Source organism: Moraxella sp. FZLJ2109 (assembly GCF_024296965.1).
Classification (GTDB): Bacteria; Pseudomonadota; Gammaproteobacteria; order Pseudomonadales; family Moraxellaceae; genus Moraxella.
Window position 1 is genome coordinate 299,427 of the sequence record NZ_CP101112.1, and the last position, 25,261, is coordinate 324,687.

At 46.0% G+C, this 25,261-nt stretch carries 22 protein-coding genes, 2 tRNA genes and 1 pseudogene; 15 read left to right on the forward strand and 10 right to left on the reverse strand.

Features of this window, described 5'->3' with window-relative positions:
* The first annotated feature begins 100 nt into the window (after positions 1-100).
* The 11 genes and pseudogenes from murB to argB all read left to right on the forward strand — a co-directional run bounded on the left by murB (position 101) and on the right by argB (position 7,354).
* Positions 101-1,162 (forward strand): UDP-N-acetylmuramate dehydrogenase, encoded by a 1,062-nt coding sequence (gene murB, locus NKU06_RS01425; protein WP_254731805.1) that lies wholly within the window; start codon positions 101-103, stop codon positions 1,160-1,162.
* A complete protein-coding gene (locus NKU06_RS01430) occupies positions 1,146-1,868 on the forward strand; it encodes a YdcF family protein (protein WP_254731807.1) in 723 nt (240 codons plus the stop codon). The genes murB and NKU06_RS01430 overlap by 17 nt, the downstream gene beginning before the upstream one ends.
* A gap of 62 nt (positions 1,869-1,930) precedes the next feature.
* Positions 1,931-2,021: transfer RNA gene (locus tag NKU06_RS01435), tRNA-Ser, on the forward strand.
* Positions 2,022-2,061: 40 nt separating this feature from the next.
* Positions 2,062-2,152: transfer RNA gene (locus NKU06_RS01440), tRNA-Ser, on the forward strand.
* Between the two features lie 225 nt (positions 2,153-2,377).
* Positions 2,378-3,033: pseudogene (locus NKU06_RS11685) on the forward strand (LysE/ArgO family amino acid transporter).
* 103 nt (positions 3,034-3,136) lie between these two features.
* Positions 3,137-4,204 (forward strand): ribosome small subunit-dependent GTPase A, encoded by a 1,068-nt coding sequence (gene rsgA / locus NKU06_RS01455; RefSeq protein WP_254731811.1) that lies wholly within the window; start codon positions 3,137-3,139, stop codon positions 4,202-4,204.
* Between the two features lie 281 nt (positions 4,205-4,485).
* The gene (locus NKU06_RS01460; RefSeq protein ID WP_254731813.1) at positions 4,486-4,899 is read left to right on the forward strand and encodes a rhodanese-like domain-containing protein; all 414 of its coding nucleotides are present in this window, start codon (positions 4,486-4,488) and stop codon (positions 4,897-4,899) included.
* Between the two features lie 100 nt (positions 4,900-4,999).
* The gene (gene grxC / locus NKU06_RS01465; RefSeq protein WP_253224043.1) at positions 5,000-5,257 is read left to right on the forward strand and encodes a glutaredoxin 3; all 258 of its coding nucleotides are present in this window, start codon (positions 5,000-5,002) and stop codon (positions 5,255-5,257) included.
* A gap of 32 nt (positions 5,258-5,289) precedes the next feature.
* Positions 5,290-5,745 carry a protein-export chaperone SecB gene (gene secB / locus NKU06_RS01470; RefSeq protein ID WP_253224044.1) on the forward strand — a complete coding sequence of 152 codons (456 nt, stop codon included), beginning with the start codon at positions 5,290-5,292 and terminating at the stop codon, positions 5,743-5,745.
* 218 nt (positions 5,746-5,963) lie between these two features.
* The gene (dut, locus tag NKU06_RS01475; protein ID WP_254731815.1) at positions 5,964-6,428 is read left to right on the forward strand and encodes a dUTP diphosphatase; all 465 of its coding nucleotides are present in this window, start codon (positions 5,964-5,966) and stop codon (positions 6,426-6,428) included.
* Between the two features lie 29 nt (positions 6,429-6,457).
* A complete protein-coding gene (argB, locus tag NKU06_RS01480) occupies positions 6,458-7,354 on the forward strand; it encodes an acetylglutamate kinase (protein WP_253224046.1) in 897 nt (298 codons plus the stop codon).
* Positions 7,355-7,609: 255 nt separating this feature from the next.
* Here the strand turns inward: argB and NKU06_RS01485 are convergent, their stop codons facing one another.
* The 3 genes from NKU06_RS01485 to NKU06_RS01495 all read right to left on the reverse strand — a co-directional run bounded on the left by NKU06_RS01485 (position 7,610) and on the right by NKU06_RS01495 (position 11,762).
* Positions 7,610-8,602, reverse strand: a complete 993-nt coding sequence (locus NKU06_RS01485; protein ID WP_254731817.1) for a porin — start codon at positions 8,600-8,602, stop codon at positions 7,610-7,612.
* A gap of 586 nt (positions 8,603-9,188) precedes the next feature.
* The gene (locus NKU06_RS01490) at positions 9,189-10,247 is read right to left on the reverse strand and encodes a porin (RefSeq protein ID WP_254731819.1); all 1,059 of its coding nucleotides are present in this window, start codon (positions 10,245-10,247) and stop codon (positions 9,189-9,191) included.
* Between the two features lie 426 nt (positions 10,248-10,673).
* A complete protein-coding gene (locus NKU06_RS01495) occupies positions 10,674-11,762 on the reverse strand; it encodes a porin (protein ID WP_254731821.1) in 1,089 nt (362 codons plus the stop codon).
* A 636-nt stretch (positions 11,763-12,398) separates the two neighbouring features.
* On the opposite strand from NKU06_RS01495, the gene NKU06_RS01500 reads away from it, so the two are divergent.
* Both NKU06_RS01500 and NKU06_RS01505 read left to right on the forward strand, forming a co-directional pair.
* Complete coding sequence (locus NKU06_RS01500) at positions 12,399-13,097, forward strand: tRNA-(ms[2]io[6]A)-hydroxylase (protein ID WP_254731823.1); 699 nt, start codon at positions 12,399-12,401, stop codon at positions 13,095-13,097.
* Between the two features lie 38 nt (positions 13,098-13,135).
* Positions 13,136-14,590, forward strand: a complete 1,455-nt coding sequence (locus tag NKU06_RS01505; RefSeq protein ID WP_254731825.1) for an NAD(P)H-hydrate dehydratase — start codon at positions 13,136-13,138, stop codon at positions 14,588-14,590.
* 142 nt (positions 14,591-14,732) lie between these two features.
* On the opposite strand, the gene NKU06_RS01510 is transcribed toward NKU06_RS01505, so the two are convergent.
* The 3 genes from NKU06_RS01510 to NKU06_RS01520 form a co-directional block, all read right to left on the reverse strand.
* Entirely contained in the window at positions 14,733-15,737 is a 1,005-nt protein-coding gene (locus tag NKU06_RS01510; protein ID WP_254731827.1) for an ABC transporter substrate-binding protein, read from the reverse strand.
* A gap of 100 nt (positions 15,738-15,837) precedes the next feature.
* Positions 15,838-16,896, reverse strand: a complete 1,059-nt coding sequence (locus NKU06_RS01515) for an ABC transporter substrate-binding protein (RefSeq protein WP_254731829.1) — start codon at positions 16,894-16,896, stop codon at positions 15,838-15,840.
* A 206-nt stretch (positions 16,897-17,102) separates the two neighbouring features.
* Positions 17,103-18,200 carry a hypothetical protein gene (locus tag NKU06_RS01520; protein ID WP_254731831.1) on the reverse strand — a complete coding sequence of 366 codons (1,098 nt, stop codon included), beginning with the start codon at positions 18,198-18,200 and terminating at the stop codon, positions 17,103-17,105.
* A 190-nt stretch (positions 18,201-18,390) separates the two neighbouring features.
* Here NKU06_RS01520 and NKU06_RS01525 point away from each other — a divergent pair, with 190 nt between their 5' ends.
* Both NKU06_RS01525 and NKU06_RS01530 read left to right on the forward strand, forming a co-directional pair.
* On the forward strand, positions 18,391-19,182 hold the full coding sequence (locus NKU06_RS01525) for a methyltransferase domain-containing protein (RefSeq protein ID WP_254731833.1): 792 nt from the start codon (positions 18,391-18,393) through the stop codon (positions 19,180-19,182).
* On the forward strand, positions 19,179-20,066 hold the full coding sequence (locus NKU06_RS01530) for a DMT family transporter (protein WP_254731835.1): 888 nt from the start codon (positions 19,179-19,181) through the stop codon (positions 20,064-20,066). The genes NKU06_RS01525 and NKU06_RS01530 overlap by 4 nt, the downstream gene beginning before the upstream one ends.
* A gap of 55 nt (positions 20,067-20,121) precedes the next feature.
* On the opposite strand, the gene NKU06_RS01535 is transcribed toward NKU06_RS01530, so the two are convergent.
* The 4 genes from NKU06_RS01535 to NKU06_RS01550 form a co-directional block, all read right to left on the reverse strand.
* On the reverse strand, positions 20,122-20,853 hold the full coding sequence (locus NKU06_RS01535; RefSeq protein WP_254731837.1) for a 16S rRNA (uracil(1498)-N(3))-methyltransferase: 732 nt from the start codon (positions 20,851-20,853) through the stop codon (positions 20,122-20,124).
* Positions 20,854-20,868: 15 nt separating this feature from the next.
* Positions 20,869-22,221 carry a 3-deoxy-D-manno-octulosonic acid transferase gene (locus tag NKU06_RS01540; RefSeq protein ID WP_254731839.1) on the reverse strand — a complete coding sequence of 451 codons (1,353 nt, stop codon included), beginning with the start codon at positions 22,219-22,221 and terminating at the stop codon, positions 20,869-20,871.
* Between the two features lie 102 nt (positions 22,222-22,323).
* Positions 22,324-23,028 (reverse strand): DUF805 domain-containing protein, encoded by a 705-nt coding sequence (locus NKU06_RS01545; protein WP_254731841.1) that lies wholly within the window; start codon positions 23,026-23,028, stop codon positions 22,324-22,326.
* A gap of 394 nt (positions 23,029-23,422) precedes the next feature.
* Positions 23,423-24,652, reverse strand: a complete 1,230-nt coding sequence (locus NKU06_RS01550) for an ISL3 family transposase (RefSeq protein ID WP_254729194.1) — start codon at positions 24,650-24,652, stop codon at positions 23,423-23,425.
* Positions 24,653-25,261 lie beyond the last annotated feature (609 nt).

Sequence of the window (25,261 nt, forward strand, 5' to 3'; positions counted from 1 at the left end):
ATTATTTAAGGGCGACTATTTACAGGCAGATAGCAAGCCATTATAATGGCTAAAATGCTCGCGGATACACCCGAGCGATTCATATGTTTAAGTTGCGATCATGTCAGATACTCCTATCAGCCATCAAGTTTTTCATCACTACGATCTATCCCATCTAAACACCATGGCACTACGCTGTGTGGCAGATACCGCCATCATCATCCATGATGCTGATGCATTGCCCAAGCTTGAGCTTGGCGATCGTTGGTTTGTGCTATCTGGTGGCAGTAATGTGCTACTACCAAGCACACTTGACGCCACTGTCATTTTGCCACGCATGATGGGTAAGCGTATCATTGATGAGTCCGATGAGTATATCTTGCTTGAAGTGATGGCAGGCGAAAACTGGCATCAGCTGGTCAGTGACTGCACACAGCAAGGCTGGTATGGACTCGAAAATCTCGCCTTGATTCCCGGATTGGCAGGTGCTGCACCAGTCCAAAATATCGGTGCTTATGGGGTGCAGCTCGAAGATGCGCTTCACAGCGTCCAAGTCTATGAATGGGCGACAGGTGAATTTCACACTCTAAGCCGTGATGAATGTCATTTTGGCTATCGCCATAGTATCTTTAAGGATAAGCCAAACCGCTATTTGATTACCGCTATCACCCTACGCCTGCACAATGATGCGACACGCACTCGCACAGGCTATGGCGATTTGCACGCACAGGCACAGATGCTTGCCGAAGCAAATCATCGTGACAGCATCAGCCCGATGGATGTCTATCATGCCGTGATCGCCATTCGCAGTGCCAAGCTACCTGATCCTAGTCAGCTGCCAAACTGCGGTTCATTTTTCCAAAATCCTGTGATCCGCTCAAGTCTGTTTAATGAAATCCAAAAAGACTATCCTGACATGCCATTTTATCCTGTTAGCGATGATGAGACCAAAGTCCCTGCAGGCTGGCTGATCGATGAATCAGGTCTAAAAGGCAAAGGCATCGCACCGATTTTAACCCACGCCAAGCAAGCTTTGGTACTGACCAATCATGCGCCTTTGACCGCCACCCAAGATGACATCAAAGCTGCACAAGATTTTATCATTCAAAGCGTTGAAGACAGTTTTGGCATTCGTTTGGTGCGTGAGCCTGTGTGGGTGAATGCCGATGGCAGCTACGCATAAACCCTTGCCAAAAGCCGTCAAATGGCTAGGCGTGGCAGGTCTATGCACCGCGATTGGCGCACTTTCGACAGTGACGCCGATTTTTGCCACCGTTGGCACAGGACTATTAAACCTATATTCTGCCATCACCCTACCTCAAGTCGATGACAAGCCCACCGCCATCATCGTACTTGGTGGTGGGCTTACGCGCAATAGCGCAGGCAAAATCACGCTCAATCACTACAGCCAAAGCCGCGCCGATCAAGCACTCAAGCAATACAGCACAGAGTCGATGCCCATCATCACAAGTGGCGCAGAATCGCCGTGGCTGCGTGATTATCTGGTCGAGCAAGATGCCAATGTGGTGATCTTAAGCGACAACGCGAGTATGAATACTTGCGAAAATGCCAACTTCACCGCCAAGCTGCTTAATTATCACGAACTGCCAAAAACTGCCTATTTGGTCACGGATCGCTATCACATGGCACGCGCACGCCGCCAGTTTGCCAAAGCAGGTATCGCCACCATCGCCAATCCTGCACCGCTTGCCATCGCCCCAAGCTGGCTACACCCCAAGGATAATCTCATCCACACGCGCCGCACCGTCTATGAGATGGTGGCATTGGCACGCGATATTTTCGCCCCCCAAGAAAACTGCCGCACTGCTGACGCCATCAGCATTGAAGAGATCAGCACCCCCAGACGCAAGCCCAAGTTATTCTTTTAATGTGATAATTTTATAAAAAAATGCTTGCATTTAAGAAAAATTCGGCTATAATACGACGCATTGGAAGCTTGGCAGAGCGGTTGAATGCACCGGTCTTGAAAACCGGCGTGGGTTTATAGCCCACCGAGAGTTCGAATCTCTCAGCTTCCGCCATTATTTTTTTATCATTGTCAATTGACAATAGACCGCTTTAGGAAGCTTGGCAGAGCGGTTGAATGCACCGGTCTTGAAAACCGGCGTGGGTTTATAGCCCACCGAGAGTTCGAATCTCTCAGCTTCCGCCATTATTGATCGCCTCTTTCGCTTGATTGGGGCGATTTTGTTATGCTAAAAATGTTTGGTTGAAATTTACAGTCAATTATCACAAGCTACATCCTGTTTTTATAAATTCACAAAACTTAGTATATCATGGGCGTATGCGATGCACCCGTTCGCATCAAGTTTCTTCATAAATATCGCATGGATGGATGACTTGGGCTGATTGATACAAACACGGATTGATTAAAATCATGCTAGATGCAGCGCTTTTTCCTACATTTATCAAAGGCTTGGTGGTCTCAGGTGGTCTAATCATCGCCATCGGTGCGCAAAATGCCTTTGTGCTTAAGCAAGGCTTATTAAAAAACCACATCTTTTGGGTGGCTTTGACCTGTTTTTTGTGCGATTTTGTGCTGATGAGTTTTGGCGTGCTTGGCTTTGGCTCACTGATCAGCCAAAGCCCGATCGCGACGATTGCGCTTGCGGTGGTTGGCGCGCTGTTTTTGGCGGTATATGGATTTCGCGCCATGCGCTCGGCGATCAGCGGCGGTAGTAGCCTTCACTGGATGATACCACACCCAAGGCAAGTTTAGTTGCTACCATTGGCACGACACTTGCCCTAACCCTGCTCAATCCGCATGTGTATCTGGACACGGTAGTCATCATCGGTGGTGTGGCAGGAACGCTGAATTTCGAACAAAAAATCGCTTTTTTGGCAGGTGCGCTCATCGTCTCGGCGGTGTGGTTTTTTGGCTTGGGTTATGGCGCGCGATTATTGACGCCATTATTCAAAAATCCAAGCACTTGGCGCGTGCTTGATGCCATCATCGCACTCATCATGTGGGGCATTGCGCTTAGCCTTGCCATCTATGCCTATGAATTGTACAATCTGCCAACTTTGAAATAATACTGCGTCAAACGCACTTGTTCGATTGATTGAGCTTGTCGCGCTTGCTGACTTCAGTCTTTTGTGCTACAGTGCTTTTATTTTTTTGGAAAATTAATCCCTTATGTCGCTGATTCGCGGTCGCAAAATCACCAAACGCCAAGCTCGCCAAATCGAGCAAAACCAACTCACCCAAGTCGATGATGGCACGCTTGCCACTGGGGTGATTATCTCGCATTTTGGCAAACAGCTCGATGTGCAGATTACCGCGCTGCCGCAGATTTTGCCTGATCATCCAAGCGACGCCATCACGCTTGGGGCGATCTGGCGATGTCATACACGCACCAATCTGCCGATGCTTGCCACGGGCGATACGGTGAAATTCAGCCTAGACACCACCGCCAATCTTGGGCGTATCGAGCAGTTATTAGACCGCAAAACACTCATCACTCGCCCCGATCGCTATCATAAGGTCAAACCTGTGGCGGCCAATGTCGATGTCTTGGCGATCGTCTTTGCTCCCTTACCCAAGCCTGCGGTGAATCTGATTGACCGCTATCTTTTGATCGCACGGCTCAATGACATCGCACCGCTACTGGTGATGAATAAAGCGGATCTCTTGGCAGATCATGCCGATGCCATGCAAATTATCGAAGAATATCAAGCACTTGGCGAGAAATACGGCTTTAGTGTCATCACCACATCCAGCACCACACAGACAGGATTGGATGCTCTTAAACAGCACATTGATGGCAAATTATCCATCTTCGCAGGTCAGTCAGGCGTGGGCAAATCCAGCCTGATTAACGCACTACTGCCCGACGCGCAGCAAGCCACTAACATCATCTCGGTAAACTCGCAATTAGGTCAGCATACCACCACCACAAGCCGCCTACTTGCCTATGACCCACAAAACCTTGCTGCTGGCGGTATCATCGACACCCCTGGGATTCGCGAATATGGCATCTGGCATCTGTCTGCGGATGATATTTTGGCAGGGTTTGATGAACTCAATGAGCTGGTTGGCAGTTGTCAATTTCGCGATTGCAATCACCAAAAAAACGCCAAAGGCTGTGCATTTTGGGCGGCAGCGGACGCAGGAGAAGTACTACCGCGACGCATTGAAAGCTTGACGCTACTGATCGATGAAGCCAAAAACGGGCAGTCAGCGGTCAAGCCGTCGGGGAAATAGATTTTGCCAAATTCAATCATTAAAAAGCACAACAATCATCACATCCAACAAACTGATTTGGATTAGCTACTAGATGAAAGATTGACACGCATCGAACAAGGCAAAGCCACTTTTTATAGTCTAGAGATATCTCGAGCTAATACCCGTCCTGCTGTATCAAAACACTTTCGGCTATTAAAACCGCAAAAACAATAATATCACCACAAGCCACAAAACAAGTGCAATCGCCCCCATTTCACGATATAATAAGTGTTTGAATTTTATTTTGATGGAGAAAATCCTTGGAACGCTGGTTTGAATTTGTGGGCAATCACCCATTTTTATTCGGTCTATTAATTGTACTTGCCATCGCCTTTTTTGCCATCGAAGGTAAACGCAGCGGCCGCAAAGTACCACCAAGCGAAGTTGGTCTGTTGGTCAATAACCAAAACGCGCGCATCATCGACATCCGCCCTGCCAACAAATTCGCCACAGGACATATCACAGGCAGTGAAAACATCCCATTCACCGAGCTTAAAAACCGCCTAACCGAGCTGCAAGCCATCCAAGTGCCTGTCATCATCGTCTGCGACATCGGCATCCAAGCAGGTGCAGCGGTGCAGCTGATCGCACGCCCGAACTTCATGCGACTAGAAGGCGGCATCCAAGGCTATCAAGCTGCTGGATTGCCATTGGTCGGTGCGAAGAAAAAATAATCCACTTTGCATTACCCTTAAGCCGCCCTTGAAATGATGTCAAATCACCCCCATCAAAGCGGTATCACGATTGGATTTTTAAGACAACTACGAGTAAATTATGACACAAGTCACCATCTACACCACCCCAGTATGCCCATACTGCACCAATGCCAAGCAGCTTTTGACCAATAAAGGCGTGGCATTTGACGAAATCAGTATGTACGATTTGACCACCGAAGAGCGTCAAGCCCTATCAGCTAAGACCAATGGCTATCGCACCGTGCCACAGATTTTCATCGGTGAGACTTTCGTTGGCGGTTTTGATCAGCTAAACAAGCTGAACCAAGAAGGCAAACTGGACGAAATGCTGGGCTAATTTTTCAAATTTTTCAAATTAAGGAGCAATCCATGTCAGACGAATTGAACCAACCGCAACTAGGTCTTGAGCGCATTTATACCAAAGACATTTCATTTGAAGTGCCAAGCGTCGATGTCTTCACCAAGCAATGGAAACCAGAAACCGACATCAACATCGCTGCAAGCGTCACCGATCTTGATGAAGACTATAAAGAAGTTGTGCTAACTGTCAGCGTCACCGCCAAGCTAGAAGACAGCGTGGCATTCATCGCTGAAGTACAGCAAGCAGGCATCTTCCTTCTAAAAAATATCCCAGAAGACGATATGCCACACCTGCTACAAGCCTACTGCCCAAATATCCTGTTCCCATACGCGCGTGAAGTGATCAGCGATGTGGTCAGCCGCGGCAGCTTCCCACAGCTACTGCTTGCACCAGTGAACTTCGAACAAGCTTTCTTACAAAGCCAGCTAGAAGCCCAAGGTGAAGATGCTGAAGGTAAGGCATAAGCCATTTATGGTCAAACCAATTTGAAATAAGGCAAGGAAAACGAGTGAGTTTGGCTTAAGTTTTATTTCAAATTTATAGACCTTATAAAGCTCGGATTAATTTTCGGGCTTTTTTATCGTCTGAATTTTATAGACCATAATTTATTGTGTAAACCCATTGCAATTGTGGCTTATTTTTGATAACTTTAACTGATTTTCACCATAAAAAAAGGCAACCCATGAACAGCGTCCAAGTCAAAATCCTAAATCCAAAAATCGGTCAAGATCCTGCATTCCCCCTACCAACTCGCGCCACCGACGGCTCGGCAGGCATCGATCTGCGCGCCTGTATCGATGCTCCGATCACCATCAAAGCAGGCGAAACTAAGCTTATCGGCACAGGTCTGTCGGTCTATATCGCCGATCCAAACTTCGCTGGTCTGATCTTGCCGCGCTCAGGACTAGGTCATAAGCATGGCATCGTCTTGGGCAATCTTGTGGGTCTGATCGATGCCGATTATCAAGGTGAGCTGATGGTCAGCGTCTGGAATCGCAGCAGCACCGATTTTGTGCTTGAGCCTGCCGAGCGTATGGCGCAGTATGTCGTCGTACCTGTGGCGCGCCCCAGCTTTGAGATCGTCGATGAGTTTACCGATGTCAGCGCACGCGGTGCTGGCGGTTTCGGCTCATCAGGTCGCCTATAATTTTCACTGCTTGTAAACAAGGAAATACCATGTCACTTACTCTCGATGAAGCCAAACTCACCGCCGAAGTCATCACCACCGCCCTGCCGTATATCCAAAAATATAAGGACAAGCTGATCGTCATCAAATACGGCGGCAATGCCATGACCGATCCTGTACTCGAAAGCTCGTTCGCGCGCGATATCGTCCTACTAAAAACCGTCGGCATCCATCCTGTCGTCGTGCATGGTGGCGGCCCACAGGTGGATAGCCTGTTATCAGAGCTCGGTCGTGAGTCTGAACGGATCGATGGGATGCGAGTCACTGACAAAGCCACGATGGATGTGGTCGAGATGGTGCTGGGCGGTCAGGTGAACAAATCCATCGTCAGCCTGATCAACAAGCACGGTGGTAAAGCCATCGGCATGACAGGCAAAGATGCCAACCTAATCCGTGCCAAAAAACTCTATATGCAAAAGATCGATGATGAAGGTCGTCCACAAGCGGTGGACTTAGGCTTCGTCGGTGAAGTCGAATCCGTCAATAAAGAAGTTATTGATATGCTGATCGCTACCGACTTCATCCCTGTGATCGCGCCACTGGGTGTCGATGCCAATGGTCATAGCTACAATATCAATGCCGACCTTGTGGCAAGCCGTGTCGCGGAGTTTCTCGGTGCTGAACGCCTACTACTGCTGACCAACATCAAAGGCGTGCTGAATAAAGAAGGCGAAGTACTGACCCATCTGTCTGCTGAAGATGTCGATAATCTGATCGCAGATGGTACGATCTCTGGCGGTATGATTCCAAAAATCGCAGGCGCACTCGATGCTGTCAAGGCAGGTCTGCGCAGTGCCACCATCGTCGATGGTCGTGTACCGCACGCGTGCTTGCTTGAGATCTTCACCGAAGAAGGTGTGGGTACGCAGATTTTACGCGATAAATAAGCTTGGGATAAATGATAAAAGCCTGCCAGTTGGTGGGCTTTTGTTTTTATGGACAGTATGGGATGTAGAGTGCAGTATCCACACCTTTTCACCGAAGATGTTTGATTTTATAATAAATTTTGCAAAGATTGTTTGGGAATTGATGCATTGGGTATTTTAATGGTGCGTAGAACGCAACCTACACTGATACCAATCCCAATAAAAAAGCCCATCTTTTCAGATGAGCTTTTTTTTGATCGAGATAACTTCGTTAGATTAGAAGTTGTATTCGATACCAGCACCTACGCCGAATGAGTTTTGATCTTCTTGACCTTTAACTTCTTCTTTTAGGTAGCCAGTATAGATGTGACCAGTTGCTGCTTTGTTGAATGCGTATTCACCACCAACTAGAGCGCGTTGCTTCTCAGCATCTGCATTACCACCAGCGTTGTCGATGTAGTCTAGCTGACCATATACAGACCATGGAGTTTGGGTCTTGTATTTAGCGCTTAGCGTGTAACCGTTTTCGTTGTCATCAGTTGCTAGATCAGTATTTTGATATAGCGCACCAACAGTCAATGCTGGGGTTACTTTGTAGTCACCAGAAACACGCAACCATGACATTTTGTCATCGATAGCAGCGATGTTTGCAGTGCTGATGTAAGTGATACCTGCGCGTACTGGGTATGCTTCTGGCTCATATTTTAGACCAACACCATATGCATCAGTTTTTGGGTTGTTCAAGTCTGATTGGGTGTCTTCTAGTTCATCTAGCGCATACATACCTAGGAATTGTAGGCCATTGTAGCTTGGTGAGATATAAGCAAATGCGTTGTTCGCGCGTGGCTCATTGATTGCTACTAGCAGGTCATCACCACCTACAACACCACCAACAGTCACATCAGCGTAGTCGATTTGATCGTCGATTGCAGATAGACGACCAGCTAGAAGCGTACCGTATTGCTTGTTAGAAACACCGATGAAAGTATCGCGTGGTTCGAAGTTACGACCTTCTTTGTTCTCTTTGTCGCTGTCTGGGCGAACGCGATATTCTAGTTGGTAAACTAGGTCAGTATTAGCAGTTAGTGCTTCTGCACCTTTAACACCAATACGAGAACCGTGAGTGTTCAATGTAGTACGGTTGCTGTCGTTTGCATCAGTATCAACAACATCAGCAGTCATTACGACTTTACCGTAAACGGTTGGTGCTGCTTGAGCAGCAGTGATAGACAATGCAGCAACAGCTGATGCTAGAACTAGTTTTTTCATGGGTTTCTCCACTTAGGTTTTGGACATCGATGTCCACTACAAGACTACTTGTAAATTCGATGCTGATAATGTCTAGGACATCACTTCACATCTGGGTTGTTATATTTGACCATCCATCGCATCCTGTTACACTCAGCAACATTATGGAAGTATCCGTGATAGTCAAGCTTCATATTGTGTCTATAGAATACCAAGTTTGAAATATTTTGCAATACCTTTTGTGCATTTGATACGATGATTTTTACAAATTATTTTATAACTTGTTGATTTATCATGATTTATTTGGATAAAAAATCATAAAATTTTTTGTAAATTTTCCATAACTTAGGTATGATTAGACAAATTTTTGGGTATTTTTTGGGCGAAATGCTGGCAAATTTGAGTAATTTTACAATTTTTGTTACAACTTATTGAGCGCAAAAACTTGACATTTGGCTGACAAGTGTTCATTGAAATGTCATATTTTCTGCTTTTATGTTACTGTTTTATGACATACAGTTACTTTGTTTATCATAAACACAGTGATTTAATTTCATTAAAAAGCACCCCAAAATGACTTTGGGGTGCTTGTGTGTCGATGTACCGATTAGAATTTGAAATCGATACCTGCGCCAACGCCAAATGCTTCATATTTCGCGTTGCCAGCTGCGCCAAGGTTTTGCTTGCCTGCACCAACAAAGGCAGTCTGACCTGCGACGCGATCTTCATCGCGATATGATGCATAGACATGACCTGTGGCTGCTTTATTGAAGGCATATTTACCACCGACGATATAGCGCTGACGCTCACCATCTTTAAAGCCACCTGCATTGTCCACATAGTCCACCTGACCATAGACAAGCCACGGTGTTTCGGTTTGGTATCTTAGGCTTGCGGTATATGCGTTTTCTTTCTCATCACCACCAAAGCCTTCGCCCAATTTGGTGTTTTGGTATAGTACGCCCAATGTGGTTTTTGGTGTGAATTTATAATCACCTGAAACTCGCAGCGCTTTGATGCGGTCAGATGCTTGCATCCAACCAATACCTGCACGGAATGGCGCTTCTGCAGGCTTATAAGCGATCGCTGCTTCATAGTAGCCGTCAAACACCTTGTCATTGTCATCATTCTCATCCAGTGCGTACATACCTTGGAATGATAGACCGTTGTAGCTTGGCGAGAAATAAGTAAAGGCATTGTTCACGCGTGGCTTATCCAACGCTGACAATAGATTATCACCACCATCAACCGCGCCTGCTGAGACATCAGCGAAGTTAATGCCGTTGTTTACCGAAGTTTGGCGACCTGCCAATACTGTACCGTATTGCTTGTTCGCAAGACCAATGAAAGTATCACGCGGTACGATATGACCTGTGGTGCTTGCATTGTCATCGACGCGCACGCCGTATTCTAGCTGATAGACAACATCAGTGTTCGCGGTCAATGGCTCCGAGCCTTTGACACCGATACGGCCTGTGGTTGAGTTCAGCTTGGTACGCGTGCTAGAGTCTGTGCGTTCGACAGTTTTGCGATCAGCACTCAGTCTGTCAAGATCAGCATCGACAGTATCTAGTGTCAAAAACACTTTACCATAAACAGTCGGTGCGGCGTGCGCTGCAGTGATCGATGCGGCGGCGATGGCAGTTGCCAAAACTAATTTTTTCACATTGTTCTCCTTGTGTGTGATCGGACTCAAGATGGTGAGTCGCACTTTTTCCATTGGATCGGTATGACACCCATCCATGTCGGCAAAACACATCATCCATCGACCGATCTTTACGCATAGTTACACGCAAGATAGAAAACAGACAATATATTTTTAAAACCTTGCACATAGCATAGCAAGTTTGTAATATTTTGCAATACTTAAAACCAAAAAAAATTCATCAAAATTTCTCATAATTTGCATATTCATCGATAAATTATTTTTACTGCATTGATTTTGAAAATAAAATTATTCTCCTATTGCTTCTCTTACTTTTTATTCATCAACTTTTACCAATGATCGGCTGACTTTTAGCCAAAAAAACACCCAAAGCTTGCGGAAACTTTGGGTGAAACCAGTGCGGTTTTTTATAGCCAATCGATCAGTTTAGAAGAAGTATTGTAAACCAACGCCGACGCCATAGCGTTTGTCATGGCTGCTGTTGGCAGCGACACTGACGAAATCTTGGTTCCATAGGGTTTGGCTTGCCACGGTTTCGTCTTTTTTGTACGATGCATAGACATGACCAATGGTGCTTTTATTAAAGTAGTATTTGCCACCGACGACCAAACGCTCTTTCATCGCATCTTCGCAGCTACCGGCATGATCGACATAGTCATACTGGGTGAACAGATGCCAAGGGGTGTCAGTCTGATGTAATACGCTGACAGTGTATGAATGCTCGTCGCTGGCATTCGACACCTTAGTGATGCGTCGTGATTGTACCGCATCATCCTTGCCCCACAGATAGTCAAAATCGGTATTTTGGTAGATCGCGCCAACTGAAGTTTTTGGCGTTACTTTATAGTTGGCAGCTAGACGCAGTGCCTTGAACTGATTTGGCGCTTCTGTATACGATGCACCCACGCGGTATGGCTTGCCTGTTGGCTCATATTTTACCGTGGCTGAATATAAGTTGTTACGAAGTGGCCAGTCTTGGACATTATTCTCATCCAAAGTATAGTATAGATAGCCTGTGACACCATTGACAGTCGGTGATGTATATTGCACGACATTGTTTAGACGCGCACGATCGACCGCTGCCAAGATATTATCACCGCCATCGACCGCCATCGATACCACATTGGCATATGGCTCAAGCATGATGTCAGGTGTGGTCATGCGACCAAAGGTCAATGCGCCGTATTTTTTGTGCTTGACACCTAAGAAAGTATCACGCGAGTTAAACTGTGTACTACTGCCTGAATCAGGGGTCACGCCATACTCTAGCTGATAAAACACACTCAAATCATCGCTGATGTCTTCTGTACCTTTGACACCGATACGACCTGTGGTTGAATTCAACTTGGTGCGCGTGCTTTTGACATGGTATTCATCTGGCGCATCAGGATGTACCCTCTCATCGGCATGGATAGTATCTAGCGATAATGAGATGCGACCATAGACAGTCGGTGTGGCATGAGCGGCTGCGGTAGATAGCGCAAGGATGGCGGTGGTGAGCAACAGTTTTTTCATGAGCGTCTCCATGAGTGCACATGATGCCAACTTAGTTTTTATGGTTATTATACAGCCAGTCAAAGAAACGAGAAGATGGCATCGCTTTTTGTTATTATTCTGTCTATTTTTATTTTTACATACAGACATATTATTTTAATAATTATCACAAAATGCTACGCTAATATTTATTTTTGAATATTTAGTATGCACTTTGTGATTTATAAGATAGCAAGTTTTGGGAAAATTGCAACATTTTTTTGCGAAAAATCCTTAAAAAATTTAAGGGAATAAAATTTTATGTTGTTTTTCAATAAGTTATTGATATTATATTGACAAATATTTTTTGTAACTGGAGTAAGATTTGTGTAAAAATCGTCCATTTTTGCTGATTTTTGGCACTGATCTTCGCTTAAATTCTGTGATGAATGCAATTTTACAATACAAAAAGTTTGACAAATTTTAAATTTTATGAATTAAATTTAGATAAATTTTCGGCATTTATGTTTCTATAATATTGCTAATTGTAAATACATGACAATGACTCATTGCCTAAAATAAACAACCCAACAAAGCCTGCGACAAGCACGCGTGATGTGCTATAATTAAAACGATATTTGACCGATACTTTGAAATAACTGACTCTTTGGAATCATAATGACTCACCCGACCGATATTCACGATGATGATAAACTTGAGAACATCACCACGCGTGCTCGAGCGAAGACTGATATTAGCCATATTTATGAATTCTTGGGCTGTCGCACATCAGACACTTGGCTAAAAGTCGCCAAACTACAGCTGCCGCTACTACTCCAAGACCACGCCAACTGCGAGAAAAAAGCCGCTGGTACAGCGATGAATCTGATCTTTCGCTATGAATTTCATCGTCAGCTTCAAGAGCGACTCGCGCAGCTGGTGCGTGAAGAAATGCTACACTATGAACAAGTACTATCACTGATGAAAGAGCGCGGCATCGCATGGCATTATCTGCCTGCAGGTCGCTATGCCAAGGGGCTACTTAAGCACAAGCGCACGCATGAACCTGCTGCAATGGTCGATGTACTGATCATCGGCGCGTTCATCGAAGCGCGTTCGTGTGAGCGGTTCTCGGCTCTGGCAGATGTGATCGATGATGAGAAATTGGCGCGTTATTATAAATATCTGCTAAAATCCGAATCGCGACATTATGAAGACTATCTGAATCTTGCGCAGTCGATTACTGATGAGAGCATCGATGAGCGTGTGGCGTTTTTTAAACAAGTAGAAAAAGAGCTTATCGAGACACCTGATGATATGCTGCGCTTTCATAGCGGCGTGCCGAGTGATGCGCTGCTTGAGAGTTTGTCAGTATAAAACAGAGTACATAAAACAGATTCACAGGACTTATCGCCATGCATCACCCCATCCCTGTCTATACCGCCCACGCTGTCAAGGCATGGGAGAGCCGTTGGTTCGCCGCTGGCAACTCAAGCTTTGGGCTGATGCAGCAAGCCGCCCTTGTCATGGCAAATGTCCTAAAAACCCGCCTATCACCTGCTGCCACGCTGTGCATCTGGTGCGGCAGCGGCAATAATGGCGGTGATGGCTATCTATTGGCGGCATATCTGGCGGATGTATATCGCGTGCAAGTGTACCAGACCGCGCCGCCATCAAGCACAGATGCTAAGCGCGCGTATCAAGCGGCTGTCGATCACGGCATTCATATCACCGATACGCCCTGCGCTGCCGATGTGCATATTGATGCTGTCTTTGGTAATGGCCTAGATCGTCCGCTCACTGATGCGATGATCGATATCGTCCGTGCGTATAATACCGAAACTGGACAAAAAATCGCCATCGACATTCCTACAGGGCTACACCCTGACACAGGGATGCCACTGCCGATTTGCATGAGTGCTGATTTGACGCTGTGCTTGATGGCTTATAAAGCTGGGCTGCTGATGGGGCACGCCAAAAGCCATGTTGGTGAAATCATCTACCTACCACTCATTCCGACAGATAGTGAACTGATCAGCACCGCCACGATTGATAACACCCTGCCGACACTGCCCACGCGCGCAGGACGCGGCAGCCATCAGCATAAGGGGGATTTTGGCTCGGTGATGGTCATCGGCGGCTCATCGACTATGGGTGGCGCTGCCATCATGAGCGCTGAAGCTGCCATCCGTGTGGGTGCAGGTCGCGTCACGGTAATGACGCACGAAGCCAATCACCCTGCCATCATCGCACGCCTGCCGAATCTTATGCTTGGCGACATCGAACTGTCCGAAACCTATCGACTATCGCAAATGTCGGCAGCGTGCATCGGCATGGGGTTTGGGCGTGATGACTGGTCGGCTCGCTGTTTTGATACTTGGCTGCTTGCATTGGTGGAATATGGCATTCCGACGGTGTTAGACGCTGATGGCTTGTGGCACTTGGCGCAATTTCAAGCGTATCGCCTGCCCGATCACATCATCGGCACACCGCATCATGCCGAAGCTGCGCGCCTACTTGACATTCATGCTGATGAAGTTGAAGCTGATCGCATCGCTGCCATTCGCGCTCTGCGTGATAAATTTGGCGGTCAATGGCTATTAAAAGGCGCGAACTCACTCACCATCGATCATACAGGCACAATCCGCATTTGCACACTTGGCAATGCAGCAATGGCAACAGCTGGCATGGGCGATGTACTGGCAGGCATGATGGCGGGTATTTTGGCGCAAGTGCCTGATACGCCAATCTCACAGATTGTTGCTTTGCACGCGCATTGTGGTGATTTGCTAAGCGGTAATCATATCGCAGTCGATGTCAATGAAATAGGTAAAACAGCAGCAAGGATATTGAAGGGATGTGCAGTTTGAGCGTGAATTTATTCATATCACCGTTTAAATTCATTCATTGTAAACCAAAATCACACCCGAAATTTTATGAATTTTCAATCAGTCTTCACCCAATAAAAAATCCCAAGCGCACACTTGGGATTTTTTATCATGAACAAAAAGCTTATTCTTGCACTGTAGTAGCACGCTCAAGCACTGCTGCAGGTAGCTCAATGCCTTGTTCAGCTGCGTGTTTTTTATTCACGACCAAATCCAGCTTTTGTGGGATAAATACAGGAATATCCGCAGGCTTTTCACCCTTAAAGATGCGCGCGATGATTTTGCCTGATTCCTTACCCAAATCGGTGTAGTTCACGCCCAATGCCGCAACCGCACCACGCTCGACCGCTTCGGTGTTTGATGCGATCAATGGGATTTTGTTATCTTTGGCGACTTGATAGATGCTTTCATAAGCATTGACCACCAAGTTATCCGTAGAAGTGTAGAAGACATCGACTTTACCGACCAAGCTGTTTGCCGCTTGGGTGATGTCGGTTGATTTTGACGCGGTGGCTTCGACGACATTAATGCCAAGTGGTGCTAATTTTTCTTTTAAGGCTTTTAGCACGACGGTTGAGTTCACTTCACCTGGATTATACACAAAGCCGACATTTTTCACGCTTGGTACAAGCTCGCGAATCAGCTCAATCTGCGGCTCAAATGGCAGCACATCCGACGCGCCTGTGACATTATTGCCTGATTTTTCTAGGCTTGCCACAAGCTTGGCTTCTACAGGATCAGTCACCGCCGAAAAGACGATCGGTAGCTCAGTGGTCGCTGCCGCCAAAGCCTGCGCTGACGGCGTCGCGATCGCCAGTACCGCATCTGGATTATCCGAAACAAACTGCTTAGCAATCTGCCCTGCCGTACCCATATTGCCCTGCGCTGATTGGAAATTCACCGTCAGATTCTCGCCCTCTTTATAGCCTTCTGCTGCCAGTGCTTCGATCGCACCTAGGCGCGCCGCGTCCAGTGCTGGATGCTCTACGATGGCGGTGATGGCAAGGGTTTTGGTGTCGGTAGCACCCGATGCAGCGGCTTGCTCCGGGGCTTTTTCACCGCCACACGCACTCAGTGCTAGCGTCGCAACGCTTGCCCATAGGACTTTTTTTAGAAAATTGGTTTTCATAATAAACTCACAAATACAGCTGAAAAATTTGCGAAATTTTAGCAAATTTTATAAGTATAGACAAATAGTATTTTAATACCAAATTAGCCTAAGCCCAAGCTTATTTCTGTAGCTGGCGTGGTGGCGTGGTATCGACATTGATGCTGTCGCCTAAGGTGGTCAAATCCACAGTCACGCCTTGCTCGGTAGCGTGTTTTGGACTGATAAACAGCGTCAAAGTATTCATCACTTCTGGAGTGATTTCGCTTGGTTTTTTACCATCTAAGACCTGTGCGACCAATTTGGCGGTGGTCAAGCCAAAGTCATAATCACTCACGCCCAAAGCAGCGGTCGCACCACGACGCACCGAAAACTCATCCGATGTGATCACAGGCACTTTGATTTCGTTGGCAGCTTGTACCATCGCTTCCATTGCAGATGCGACGCCATTATCCAATGATGTGTATAGCAAATCCACTTTGCCTGCCAATGAACGCGTGGCATCGCCGACATCGCTTGAGCGGTTAGCTGGGACTTCAACCAAGGTCATGCCATAATTTGGCAACAGCTTGGCAAGATTTTCTTTGACCACAACAGAGTTGGCTTCACCTGGGCTATATACAAAGCCGATACGCTTGGCATCTGGTTTGACTTTTTGGAATAATTCAATCTGTGGCTCAAGCGGAAGCTGACTTGATAGACCCGTGATATTCTCTTGCGTGCCTTTGTTATTTTCATCGATCAATTTGGCAGCGACAGGGTCGGAGACGGCGGTATAAATCAGTGGAATGCTGGTCGTGGCAGCGGCAAGGCTTTGGGCGGTCGGTGTGGTGATGCCGACGATAGCATCAGGATTATCTGCGGCAAATTGTTTGGCGATTTGTCCTGCGGTCGCCATGTTGCCTTGGGCAGATTGGAAATTCACGGTCAAATTTTGACCATCTTTATAGCCCAAGCTTGCCAAGCCATCGATCACGCCTAAGCGGATATCATCCAGTGATGGATGCTCAACGATGGCAGTAATTGCCACAGTTTTAGCAGGTTTGTCAGCGGTTTGTTGGGTGGTCTCTTTGGCGGTAGGTTCGGCAGATTTGTTAGCAGGCTGACCACAAGCAACCAAAACTGCCATGCCAACCATCGCTGGCATCACTTGAGCAAATTTATTACGAGCTAGATTCATGAGTTTCTCCAAATTCTAAAAAAGTTGATTGTATGGATTTTAAAAAGCTGTAAAGCATTCTGATTGTAACATAAATTTTAAAAAAGCAACACAACAGCAACCAATAAAAATCCCCAAAGCTGAATCACTTCGGGGATTGGTTCTATCAATGCAGACTTAAGCAATCATCACGCATTGCCATCAATAAGCCATATTAATAAGATATATTAATAAGTGTCATTAGTTTCAACGACAGTGATCTCACTGCTTGGCTTAGCGTCCGCCTTCGGCTGTGGTTTTGGTTCAGGCTTCGGATCAGACTTCGGCTCTGCTTTTGGTTGTGGTTTAGGCCCAGCTTTTGGCTCAGCCTTAGTGATGGTACGCGTCACACCATCATCGCTTGGCTTGGTTGTCGCTCTGGTGTCTGTCTTGGCAGGTGCTGGTGCAGGCTTAGCAGCCGGTTTGGCTGTTGATTTGTTTTCAGTTTTTGTCACTGGTTTGGCAGCGGTTTTGTTCTCTGCTTTGGCTTGTGGGCGCGGTGCAGGCTGTGATTTTTTCACTTCGGTGCGCTCTGTTTTTGGTGCGCTTGTGCTTGTCGTCGCACTGGTGCTGCTGCGAACAGGTGCGCTGGCTGTGGTGTCGGTCGTGACAGGGCTTGAAGTTGTACGGTCAATCACTTGTGGACGCACAGCTACTGTCGGCGCGGTGATGGCAGCGCCTGTGGCAGCAGCGGTCGCTACATCAGCAAGACCGACAGTATTAGCGCTCGAGCCTGCCGCTGTCACCATCAAATCCGCCACCGCAACAAACAGCGGATGCTCTGGATTATCAAGCACCGCTTTATTATCTACGATATTATAAGTCACACCCTTGGCAACGATACGACCTGCGACCAGATCACCGCCTGCTGAGCGCAGTTCATTCACAAGGTCAATGCCAGAATCAGCCAGCAGGTTCTGCGTCGCTGCCAATGACTGCGCTGATGGCGTGATATAGATATCTGCGATACAGCCTGTGTCAGTGTTGGCAACGCTTTGAGCATCGAAACTCACCGTCGCAAGCTGATTACGAATCTTAGCTTCCATGTCCTGCATCTGCAGCTCTGATAGACCTGACAAACGAGAAAGCGATGCGTCAAGCAGATTGGCTTGTACCGCATCTGTTAAACGATTTTTAAGACTGAAATCATCACAAACTGCCGTGATCTGCGTCACCACAGGCTCAGCCACAGGCATCTCAGGCTCAGAGTTTTCCTTACTACATCCTGCCAATGCCAACAGCGCCACCGCAGAAAGGCTCATCAGTTTTAAAGGGGTATGCTTCATAAGTTGCTCTTATCTCTTTGTCAAATCAATCACCACCAAACCATCTATGATAAGCATCAATTCTCAATCGCAATTGTGCTATAATGTCGATATTTGGTGAAAATAAGGCATTATAGCACAGTTATCCGCATTCGCAGTGCCTTGACCACCGTTTGATACACTTATCCGTTTAATTTTTACAAACTTTAACATGACAAACGCCACCACTGCCGCTACCGATCGTAATTTTGACCCCATTGCTGAACATTTTGCCAAAAAAGTCTATGGCGGACTAAAAGGTCGCATTCGCTTAGCGGTGCTTGAAAATGACATCAGCCAAACCATCGCAGACTTACAACAAAAGCACCATCGCCCCCTAAAAATCCTAGATGTCGGTGCAGGACTTGCCCAAATCAGTCTAAGCTTAGCTACTGATCACCATGTCACCATCAATGACATTTCAGCCAATATGCTTGCTATGGCAAAACAGTCTGCCGATGCGCTTGGCGTAGGTGATAAAGTGCGATTGATCACTTGTCCGTATCAGGCACTGCCACAGTATCTTGGTGATGAGAAATTTGACTTAATCCTTTGTCATGCCTTGCTTGAATGGCTGGGTGAGCCAAGCGAAATTATGGCATTTTTTGATCAATATTTGGCGACCGATGGCGCGCTGTCGCTGTGTTTTTATAACCCTGCAAGCCTTATCTATCGCAATCTTGTGATGGGGAATTTTTATCAGCTTGACACCCCGCGACCTGCCGATGATAAGAGTCTGACGCCCAATCACCCTGTTGCGCCTGAGACAGTAGAAACTTGGTTGTCTGAGCATGGTTATACCATCAATATCCGCTCAGGTATTCGCGTATTTTCTGATTATGCACCGCTTAAGCGCGGCGGGCTGAACAATCCTGATGATGTCGTGGCGATGGAACTGCGCTACTCACGGATGATGCCGTTTCGCCTGATGGGTCGTTATCTGCATATGGTGGCGGTGAAATGAAGACGGAACAATCCACCCTACTTATCGGCTCACTACAGGTCATCTTAGCAGGTATCTGCTGGGGAACATTGGGTATTTTTTCTACACAATTGGGTGATCTTGGCTTAACAAGCTTTCAGATCACCACTTTAAGAATCGTGACTGCAGGCATGATAGTCTTGGTGCTATTGCCCAAGCTGTTCACCACCTTTGCTGCCATGCCCGCTAAGCAGTGGCTTGGTCTAATTATCCAGTCACTGATCGGTGTGCTTGGCATGACTTTGTGCTATTTTTATGCTGTTGGTCAAGTAGGCGTGAGTATGGCGGTGGCACTACTTTATACCGCACCTGTGTTCAGCCTTGTACTTGCGCGCGTCATTCTCGGTGAGCGCATCACTGCCAAATCCGCCCTGCTTGCCATCATCGCGGTGATCGGCGTCGCATGCCTGATGGCAGGTGATAAATTCACCATCAATACCGGTGTCGCGGTCGGCTTATTATCAGGCTTGTGCTATTCTTTGTATGGTATCTTGGGCAAAAAAGCGATGGGCTTTAATCACTCAGCACAGATGGTGTTTTTTAGCTCGGTGGCGTTCAGCAGCCTAGCTTTGCTGTTTTTGCCACAGACCTTTACCACTTATCAAACCGTACTGACACTGCCTGTGCAGACATGGGGGCTGGTATTGGGCTTAAGTTTGGTTGGGACGATTGCGCCATTTTTATTATATATGAATGCACTACAAAAGCTGCCTGCGACCACCGCATCGGTCTTTACCATCGTTGAGCCTTTGACGGCGATTATTTTGGCGGTGTTTTTATTACATCAGCCGCTGTCGATGATGCAGCTGATTGGCGTAGTGCTGATTATTGGCGCGACACTGGCAAATGCACTTGGGCGAAAATAAAACCATCGTCAGACAAAATGGGTTTGGTATCCGATTTTACCAAACCCATTTTTATTCAATCAAGCCACCGCCCAAGCAAGGCATTGACCGCGCTTTCGGTACGCAGGATACGACTGCCGAGACTGGCTGCGCGCGCACCAACACTTGCCAAAAGCTCAATCTCATAAGGCACAAATCCCCCTTCAGCACCTACGATCAGCACCTTGGGCAGTCCATCTTGGCACGCCTGCCCAAAGCTGGCATCCGCATACGGATGGGCGACGATGGCGGTATTCTCACCGATGATACTTGGCAGCTCATCCTGCACAAAGGGCTTGAACCGCTTGGCAATCGTCACTTTTGGCATTACAGTATCCACACCCTGCTGCAAGCCTTCGAGCAAATATTCATCCATGCGTGCAAGCAGTGGCGAACCCCAGTATGATTTATCCGTGCGTGCACTGTTTAGCAAAATGATATGATTCACTCCCATTGCTGTCATATCCATTATCAAGCGGCGCAGCACCTTTGGACGCGGTAAAGCCAAAATCAGCGTCAAATCAAGCTTCGGCGATGGCGGTGTATCTAGGCGCACTTCTGCCAAGACCACCCCATCATCACACATATCTACAATCTTTGCCACACCAAGCTGACCGCCGATTTCACCGACTTTCAGTGTATCACCGACGCCTGCGCCCAGCACAATTTGAATATGTCGAATCACCGAAGAATCTGTGATAACTACTTGATTGCCAGATGATTTCTCAGAACTCACCCAAGCAGATGATGGAAATAAAATCACATTCATGCCACACTTTCCTTATCACATTTTCTTGTCATGAGCGCGATCAATCACCGATAAAATCATCTGAAATTGCTCAGTGACGGTTTGCTGCTTTTGTGCGACCAATTTCACCCCTTGCTCGCCCGACCAGTGATAGACATAAGCTTGTGTGATGCCTTCAGAAAGCGATTCGGCAAGATTATCGCCATCGGCTGAAATCTGTGCCAGTGCGCCGACTTTTTTTAGATCTTTTACCAATTCTTTACAATTATCATCAAAACTACCCATAATCACAGGCGTGCCAAGGCTAATGGCTTCGATCGGATTGTGCCCACCGACAGGCACAAATGAACCGCCCACCACCGCATAATCGGCTATCTTGTACCACACAAGCAGCTCACCCATACTGTCTGCCAAATAGACTTGCGTATCTGCGCTAATCGCTTGTTGTGCTGAGCGCCTAGCGGTGATTAACCCCGATTGCTTGCACAAATCAGCAACCGCATCAAATCGTTCAGGATGGCGCGGCACAAGAATTAATAGCGGATTGGCTTTGTCTTTGGATAATTGTTGTAATTTATCAATGACAAGTCGATGTGCATCCAGCGCAAGCGACTCTTCGCCATCGTGCGTGCTTGCCATCACCCACACCGCACGCCTGCCTGCGTGATAGATTTGTGCAGTGATGTCAGTGGCAAGCTGTTCTTGGACATCAGTTAATTGTGCTGTACTTGCCCATTTGAGCGATGCCATCACTATAAGCTGATCATCGCTTGCGCCAAGCTCACCAAATCGCTTGGCATATACCGCATCTTGGGCGATGATTTTATCCAAATTTGCCATCATGCTTTGACTAACCGCGCGGATTTTGGCATAGCCTTGATAGGATTTATCACTCAGGCGCGCATTGATCATCAGGCTTGGAATGCCACGACTTTTACAAGCATATAAGGTATTTGCCCACAGCTCAGTCTCGATGAACAGCACCGCACACGGACGCACATGATCCAAGAATCTTGTGACCACCGCGGTTGTATCCACTGGCACAAAGCTATGCGCCACTTGCCCTGCCACGATCTGATCAGCGAATAATTTCGCCGCTCGCTCAAAGCCTGTCTGCGTGGTACTGCTAATCCACAGCCCAAAGCCTGCTTCAAGCAGCTTACACAGCAGTGGATACGCCGTGTTCAGCTCACCCAATGACACCGCATGACACCAAATCACGCCACGATCGCCCGTTGGCACAGCCGAATACTGCTCACCAAATCGTTCGGCAAGTTCACGCTTGAGCGTCGGGCGGTATTTGGATTTTTTGATCACCAGTTGCCGATAAATCGGCGCAAGCAGGCGCGTGGCAAGGCGGTAATATAAAGGCGGACGAGTGGCTGTCATGGATGATGGATTGTGTAAAAATTTGCCCTATTTTACCATTTTTGCCTTTTTATGGCGATAAAAAAGACAGGCGTTAAACCTGTCTTTTTGGCAAAATACTTATCAGCGCTCGGCGGCTTTTGGGTCAGCACCAAAGCGATTCTCGCCGCGTGTGCCTTCGGTGCACAAAAGAATCAGTAGCCAAATCCCACCAATCAGCGGAATCAGTGACACCAAATAAAACCAGCCCGATTTATCAATATCATGCAAACGACGCACAGTAATTGATAACATAGGAATAATCAGCGCCAAATAAATCAATGACGCCACCACCATCAAAAAATAAGTCAAATATTCTGAGATCAGGAAAGTTAGATTTACCACCATTGAGACAATGATACTTAAGATAAAATACACCAACATCGAACCCCAGTATTCTTTACGGCGAGCGCGACCTTCAAAATTGGCATAGTTCTTGGTCACTGCCAAAACCGCAAAATCAATGAATGTCGATGGCGCATCATTTTGCTTCACTTTCATTAAGCTGTTATTAATATCAGCGGTGAATTTATTGAATGATTGACCGACTTTATTGCCGATATCATCCAAAGTCTGTGCAGTGTTACTGGCTTGCGGTGCGGCAAAAACATCTGGATAAATCTCAATCGCGCGCTGCGCATCATCAACATCAAAGTCCACATCTTGCCCAACTTTTGGCAGGCTTTGACCGCGCCATTGATTGGCGGCAAACATATAACGCACGCCGTCTTCGCTCAAGATCAAGCCACCATCTTGCGCGACCGAAAAATCTAGAATTCTACCTTTCATACACTGCCTCATTACTTAATTAAACCTTAATTTTTATTATAACAGTTACTCTAAATTTTAACAATATCACTTAATAAAAAGTAATAAAAAAGACAGGCATCATACCTATCTTTTTTGGCTATTTTCAAAACCCGGTTGAAACCCCAACTCCATCCATCCTAACACAATCTCTGATTCTTGCAAAACTTGGTGGAAAATAAATCACTTAAAATTTCTGATTCTTGCAAAATCTGGTGGAAAGTATCGGATGTGAGCATTGATTATATTCGCATGGGTTGTTTTTAATCAAGCTGTTTTACTTAACATATTTTATTTTCTTGGATAAAAACAAACCCAGTGCTTTGTTCAAGCCCTGGGTTTGTTTTAAGCATGTATCGCTCTTGATGAGTCTTGCTCAATCTTCTTGATCGGTTATTTTCTCCTGACGTCCCTTTTTGGGTTTATCTGAGTCTTTGTGTCCATACAAAGCTCTAGCTCTAATCATCTCAAAGCTATATCCTCTACCCAAACGATTGGCAAGCTTAATTAAGCCGTTGACACACTCTGTGTAGCCATTACTGGCTTTGTTTATACCATCCCAATAGTTAAAGATCTGGACAAAATGCCGTTTGATGATCTGCTTCAATTTGCAAAACCCAGGTAGGTGTATGCCTGTTGCTTGTTCATCAATACTATCCATCCAGTCTAAAAATGCCAGTATTGCCAAATTTTTATCTGCAGCCTCATAAATATTGAAGAACTTCTCTTTTAAAAAATAAGCAATCACAAGCTTGGGATGCTCGTTGGCAAGCTCTTGTAGGATTTTAATATCCTTGGATTGTAACTGGTCTAACCGCTTACACAACAGCCATCTCAGGTGCTTTTTCAGTTGCTTACGCCCCTTTTTATCCAATGCTTTTTGGTAGTCTTTTCTAATCCTCTCCACGACTTCATTGGCAAGCTTGACCACATGAAATCTATCTAGGACTAACGCAGCATTGGGCAAGCATTTTGTACAAACATTCTCAAAAGGCTTCCACATATCAGAACAGACAATCTGAATGTTATCTTTGTCTTTTAGGGTGTTAAAGTAACTCTCAAGATACGGCTGCTTTCTGGTTGGTAGGATGTCAAATACGGTATGCTGATCAAGATCTGTCAGTACACAGCGATATTCACCAGCAATCATCACCTCATCAATACCCAAAATACTTGGTGTGGGTCTTAAATAGCCTTGTTCTAGAGCGTTTAGATGGTCTTGTGCAATGTGACGGATGCTATTTATGGACAGCCCAGTTTGCCTTGATAATTCGCTAAAAGTCAGCTGAAAACAACGGCTTTGTATGTACTGTATGAGCCTGCTTGTGCATCGGCGATTCTCATCAACACAATCAATGCGGTCGCTCAGCACTTGTTTGCATATTTTGCAGCGATAACGATGTACGCTAATTTGCAAAGTGGTAGGTTTCATGTACAGTGGTGTATCGGCATAGCGGTGGTTGCGCTGACCATGTTTATATAGGTCGCCGCCACACTGAGTGCATGTTGTTAATTGCTGTGTTGTCTTAGCAATAATAACAATCGTCTCATCATCGTTTTGGCAATCAACAGTAACTATGCCATTGAGATTTAGTAAGTCTATCATGCTTAATTTTCCATGAATTAATCTTGAATAAAAAAATTTTTACAAAAAAACTAAATCAAAGGATAATAAAGCGCCATACAGGGCTTGACAAGTCAAACACTGTTTGGGATAATGAGACTGTCCGCTAGACAATCTCATTATAAAAGCGCTACCAACTGCAATTGGTGGCGTTTTTGCTTTTTTATCCTTGCATATGCTTATGGCCAATGCATGAACATCTCCTTTTTGTATTAAAAAGATTAAATAATACGAATTTAAACAAATATCATATTCCACCAATATCATCAAAGTCAAGACGATTTTTTAAAAAATAAACTATTAAGATTATTTAACTGTAAATCTCTACATGTTATTGGCAATTTTTTCGATTTCAACTGTAAATCTCTACTGGTTTCAATAAGTTAAAGGCAGTACTGTAAAGATATTTAAACTTATATTGCTGAATTATTATTCAATGAATTTATACCAAAAAAACTTTATTAAACATATTTATTCAAGGTATATTAGATAAAGTTATTCGGAAAACTATAATAATTATCTAACAAATCATATCTGGAAACCACCGACACCAAATCAAAAAATCGTACGCTAGACCAAGCGTATCAGGGC

Bases quoted from the DNA above. Each gene is read 5' to 3' on its own strand.
- dut (WP_254731815.1), top strand. From the start codon at position 5,964: ATGAACAGCGTCCAAGTCAAAATCCTAAATCCAAAAATCGGTCAAGAT.
- NKU06_RS01505 (WP_254731825.1), top strand. From the start codon at position 13,136: ATGCATCACCCCATCCCTGTCTATACCGCCCACGCTGTCAAGGCATGG.
- NKU06_RS01515 (WP_254731829.1), bottom strand. From the start codon at position 16,896: ATGAATCTAGCTCGTAATAAATTTGCTCAAGTGATGCCAGCGATGGTT.
- secB (WP_253224044.1), top strand. From the start codon at position 5,290: ATGTCAGACGAATTGAACCAACCGCAACTAGGTCTTGAGCGCATTTAT.
- rsgA (WP_254731811.1), top strand. From the start codon at position 3,137: ATGTCGCTGATTCGCGGTCGCAAAATCACCAAACGCCAAGCTCGCCAA.
- NKU06_RS01510 (WP_254731827.1), bottom strand. From the start codon at position 15,737: ATGAAAACCAATTTTCTAAAAAAAGTCCTATGGGCAAGCGTTGCGACG.
- NKU06_RS01520 (WP_254731831.1), bottom strand. From the start codon at position 18,200: ATGAAGCATACCCCTTTAAAACTGATGAGCCTTTCTGCGGTGGCGCTG.
- argB (WP_253224046.1), top strand. From the start codon at position 6,458: ATGTCACTTACTCTCGATGAAGCCAAACTCACCGCCGAAGTCATCACC.
- NKU06_RS01530 (WP_254731835.1), top strand. From the start codon at position 19,179: ATGAAGACGGAACAATCCACCCTACTTATCGGCTCACTACAGGTCATC.
- murB (WP_254731805.1), top strand. From the start codon at position 101: ATGTCAGATACTCCTATCAGCCATCAAGTTTTTCATCACTACGATCTA.
- NKU06_RS01550 (WP_254729194.1), bottom strand. From the start codon at position 24,652: ATGATAGACTTACTAAATCTCAATGGCATAGTTACTGTTGATTGCCAA.
- NKU06_RS01500 (WP_254731823.1), top strand. From the start codon at position 12,399: ATGACTCACCCGACCGATATTCACGATGATGATAAACTTGAGAACATC.
- NKU06_RS01495 (WP_254731821.1), bottom strand. From the start codon at position 11,762: ATGAAAAAACTGTTGCTCACCACCGCCATCCTTGCGCTATCTACCGCA.
- NKU06_RS01535 (WP_254731837.1), bottom strand. From the start codon at position 20,853: ATGAATGTGATTTTATTTCCATCATCTGCTTGGGTGAGTTCTGAGAAA.
- NKU06_RS01430 (WP_254731807.1), top strand. From the start codon at position 1,146: ATGGCAGCTACGCATAAACCCTTGCCAAAAGCCGTCAAATGGCTAGGC.
- grxC (WP_253224043.1), top strand. From the start codon at position 5,000: ATGACACAAGTCACCATCTACACCACCCCAGTATGCCCATACTGCACC.
- NKU06_RS01525 (WP_254731833.1), top strand. From the start codon at position 18,391: ATGACAAACGCCACCACTGCCGCTACCGATCGTAATTTTGACCCCATT.
- NKU06_RS01545 (WP_254731841.1), bottom strand. From the start codon at position 23,028: ATGAAAGGTAGAATTCTAGATTTTTCGGTCGCGCAAGATGGTGGCTTG.
- NKU06_RS01485 (WP_254731817.1), bottom strand. From the start codon at position 8,602: ATGAAAAAACTAGTTCTAGCATCAGCTGTTGCTGCATTGTCTATCACT.
- NKU06_RS01540 (WP_254731839.1), bottom strand. From the start codon at position 22,221: ATGACAGCCACTCGTCCGCCTTTATATTACCGCCTTGCCACGCGCCTG.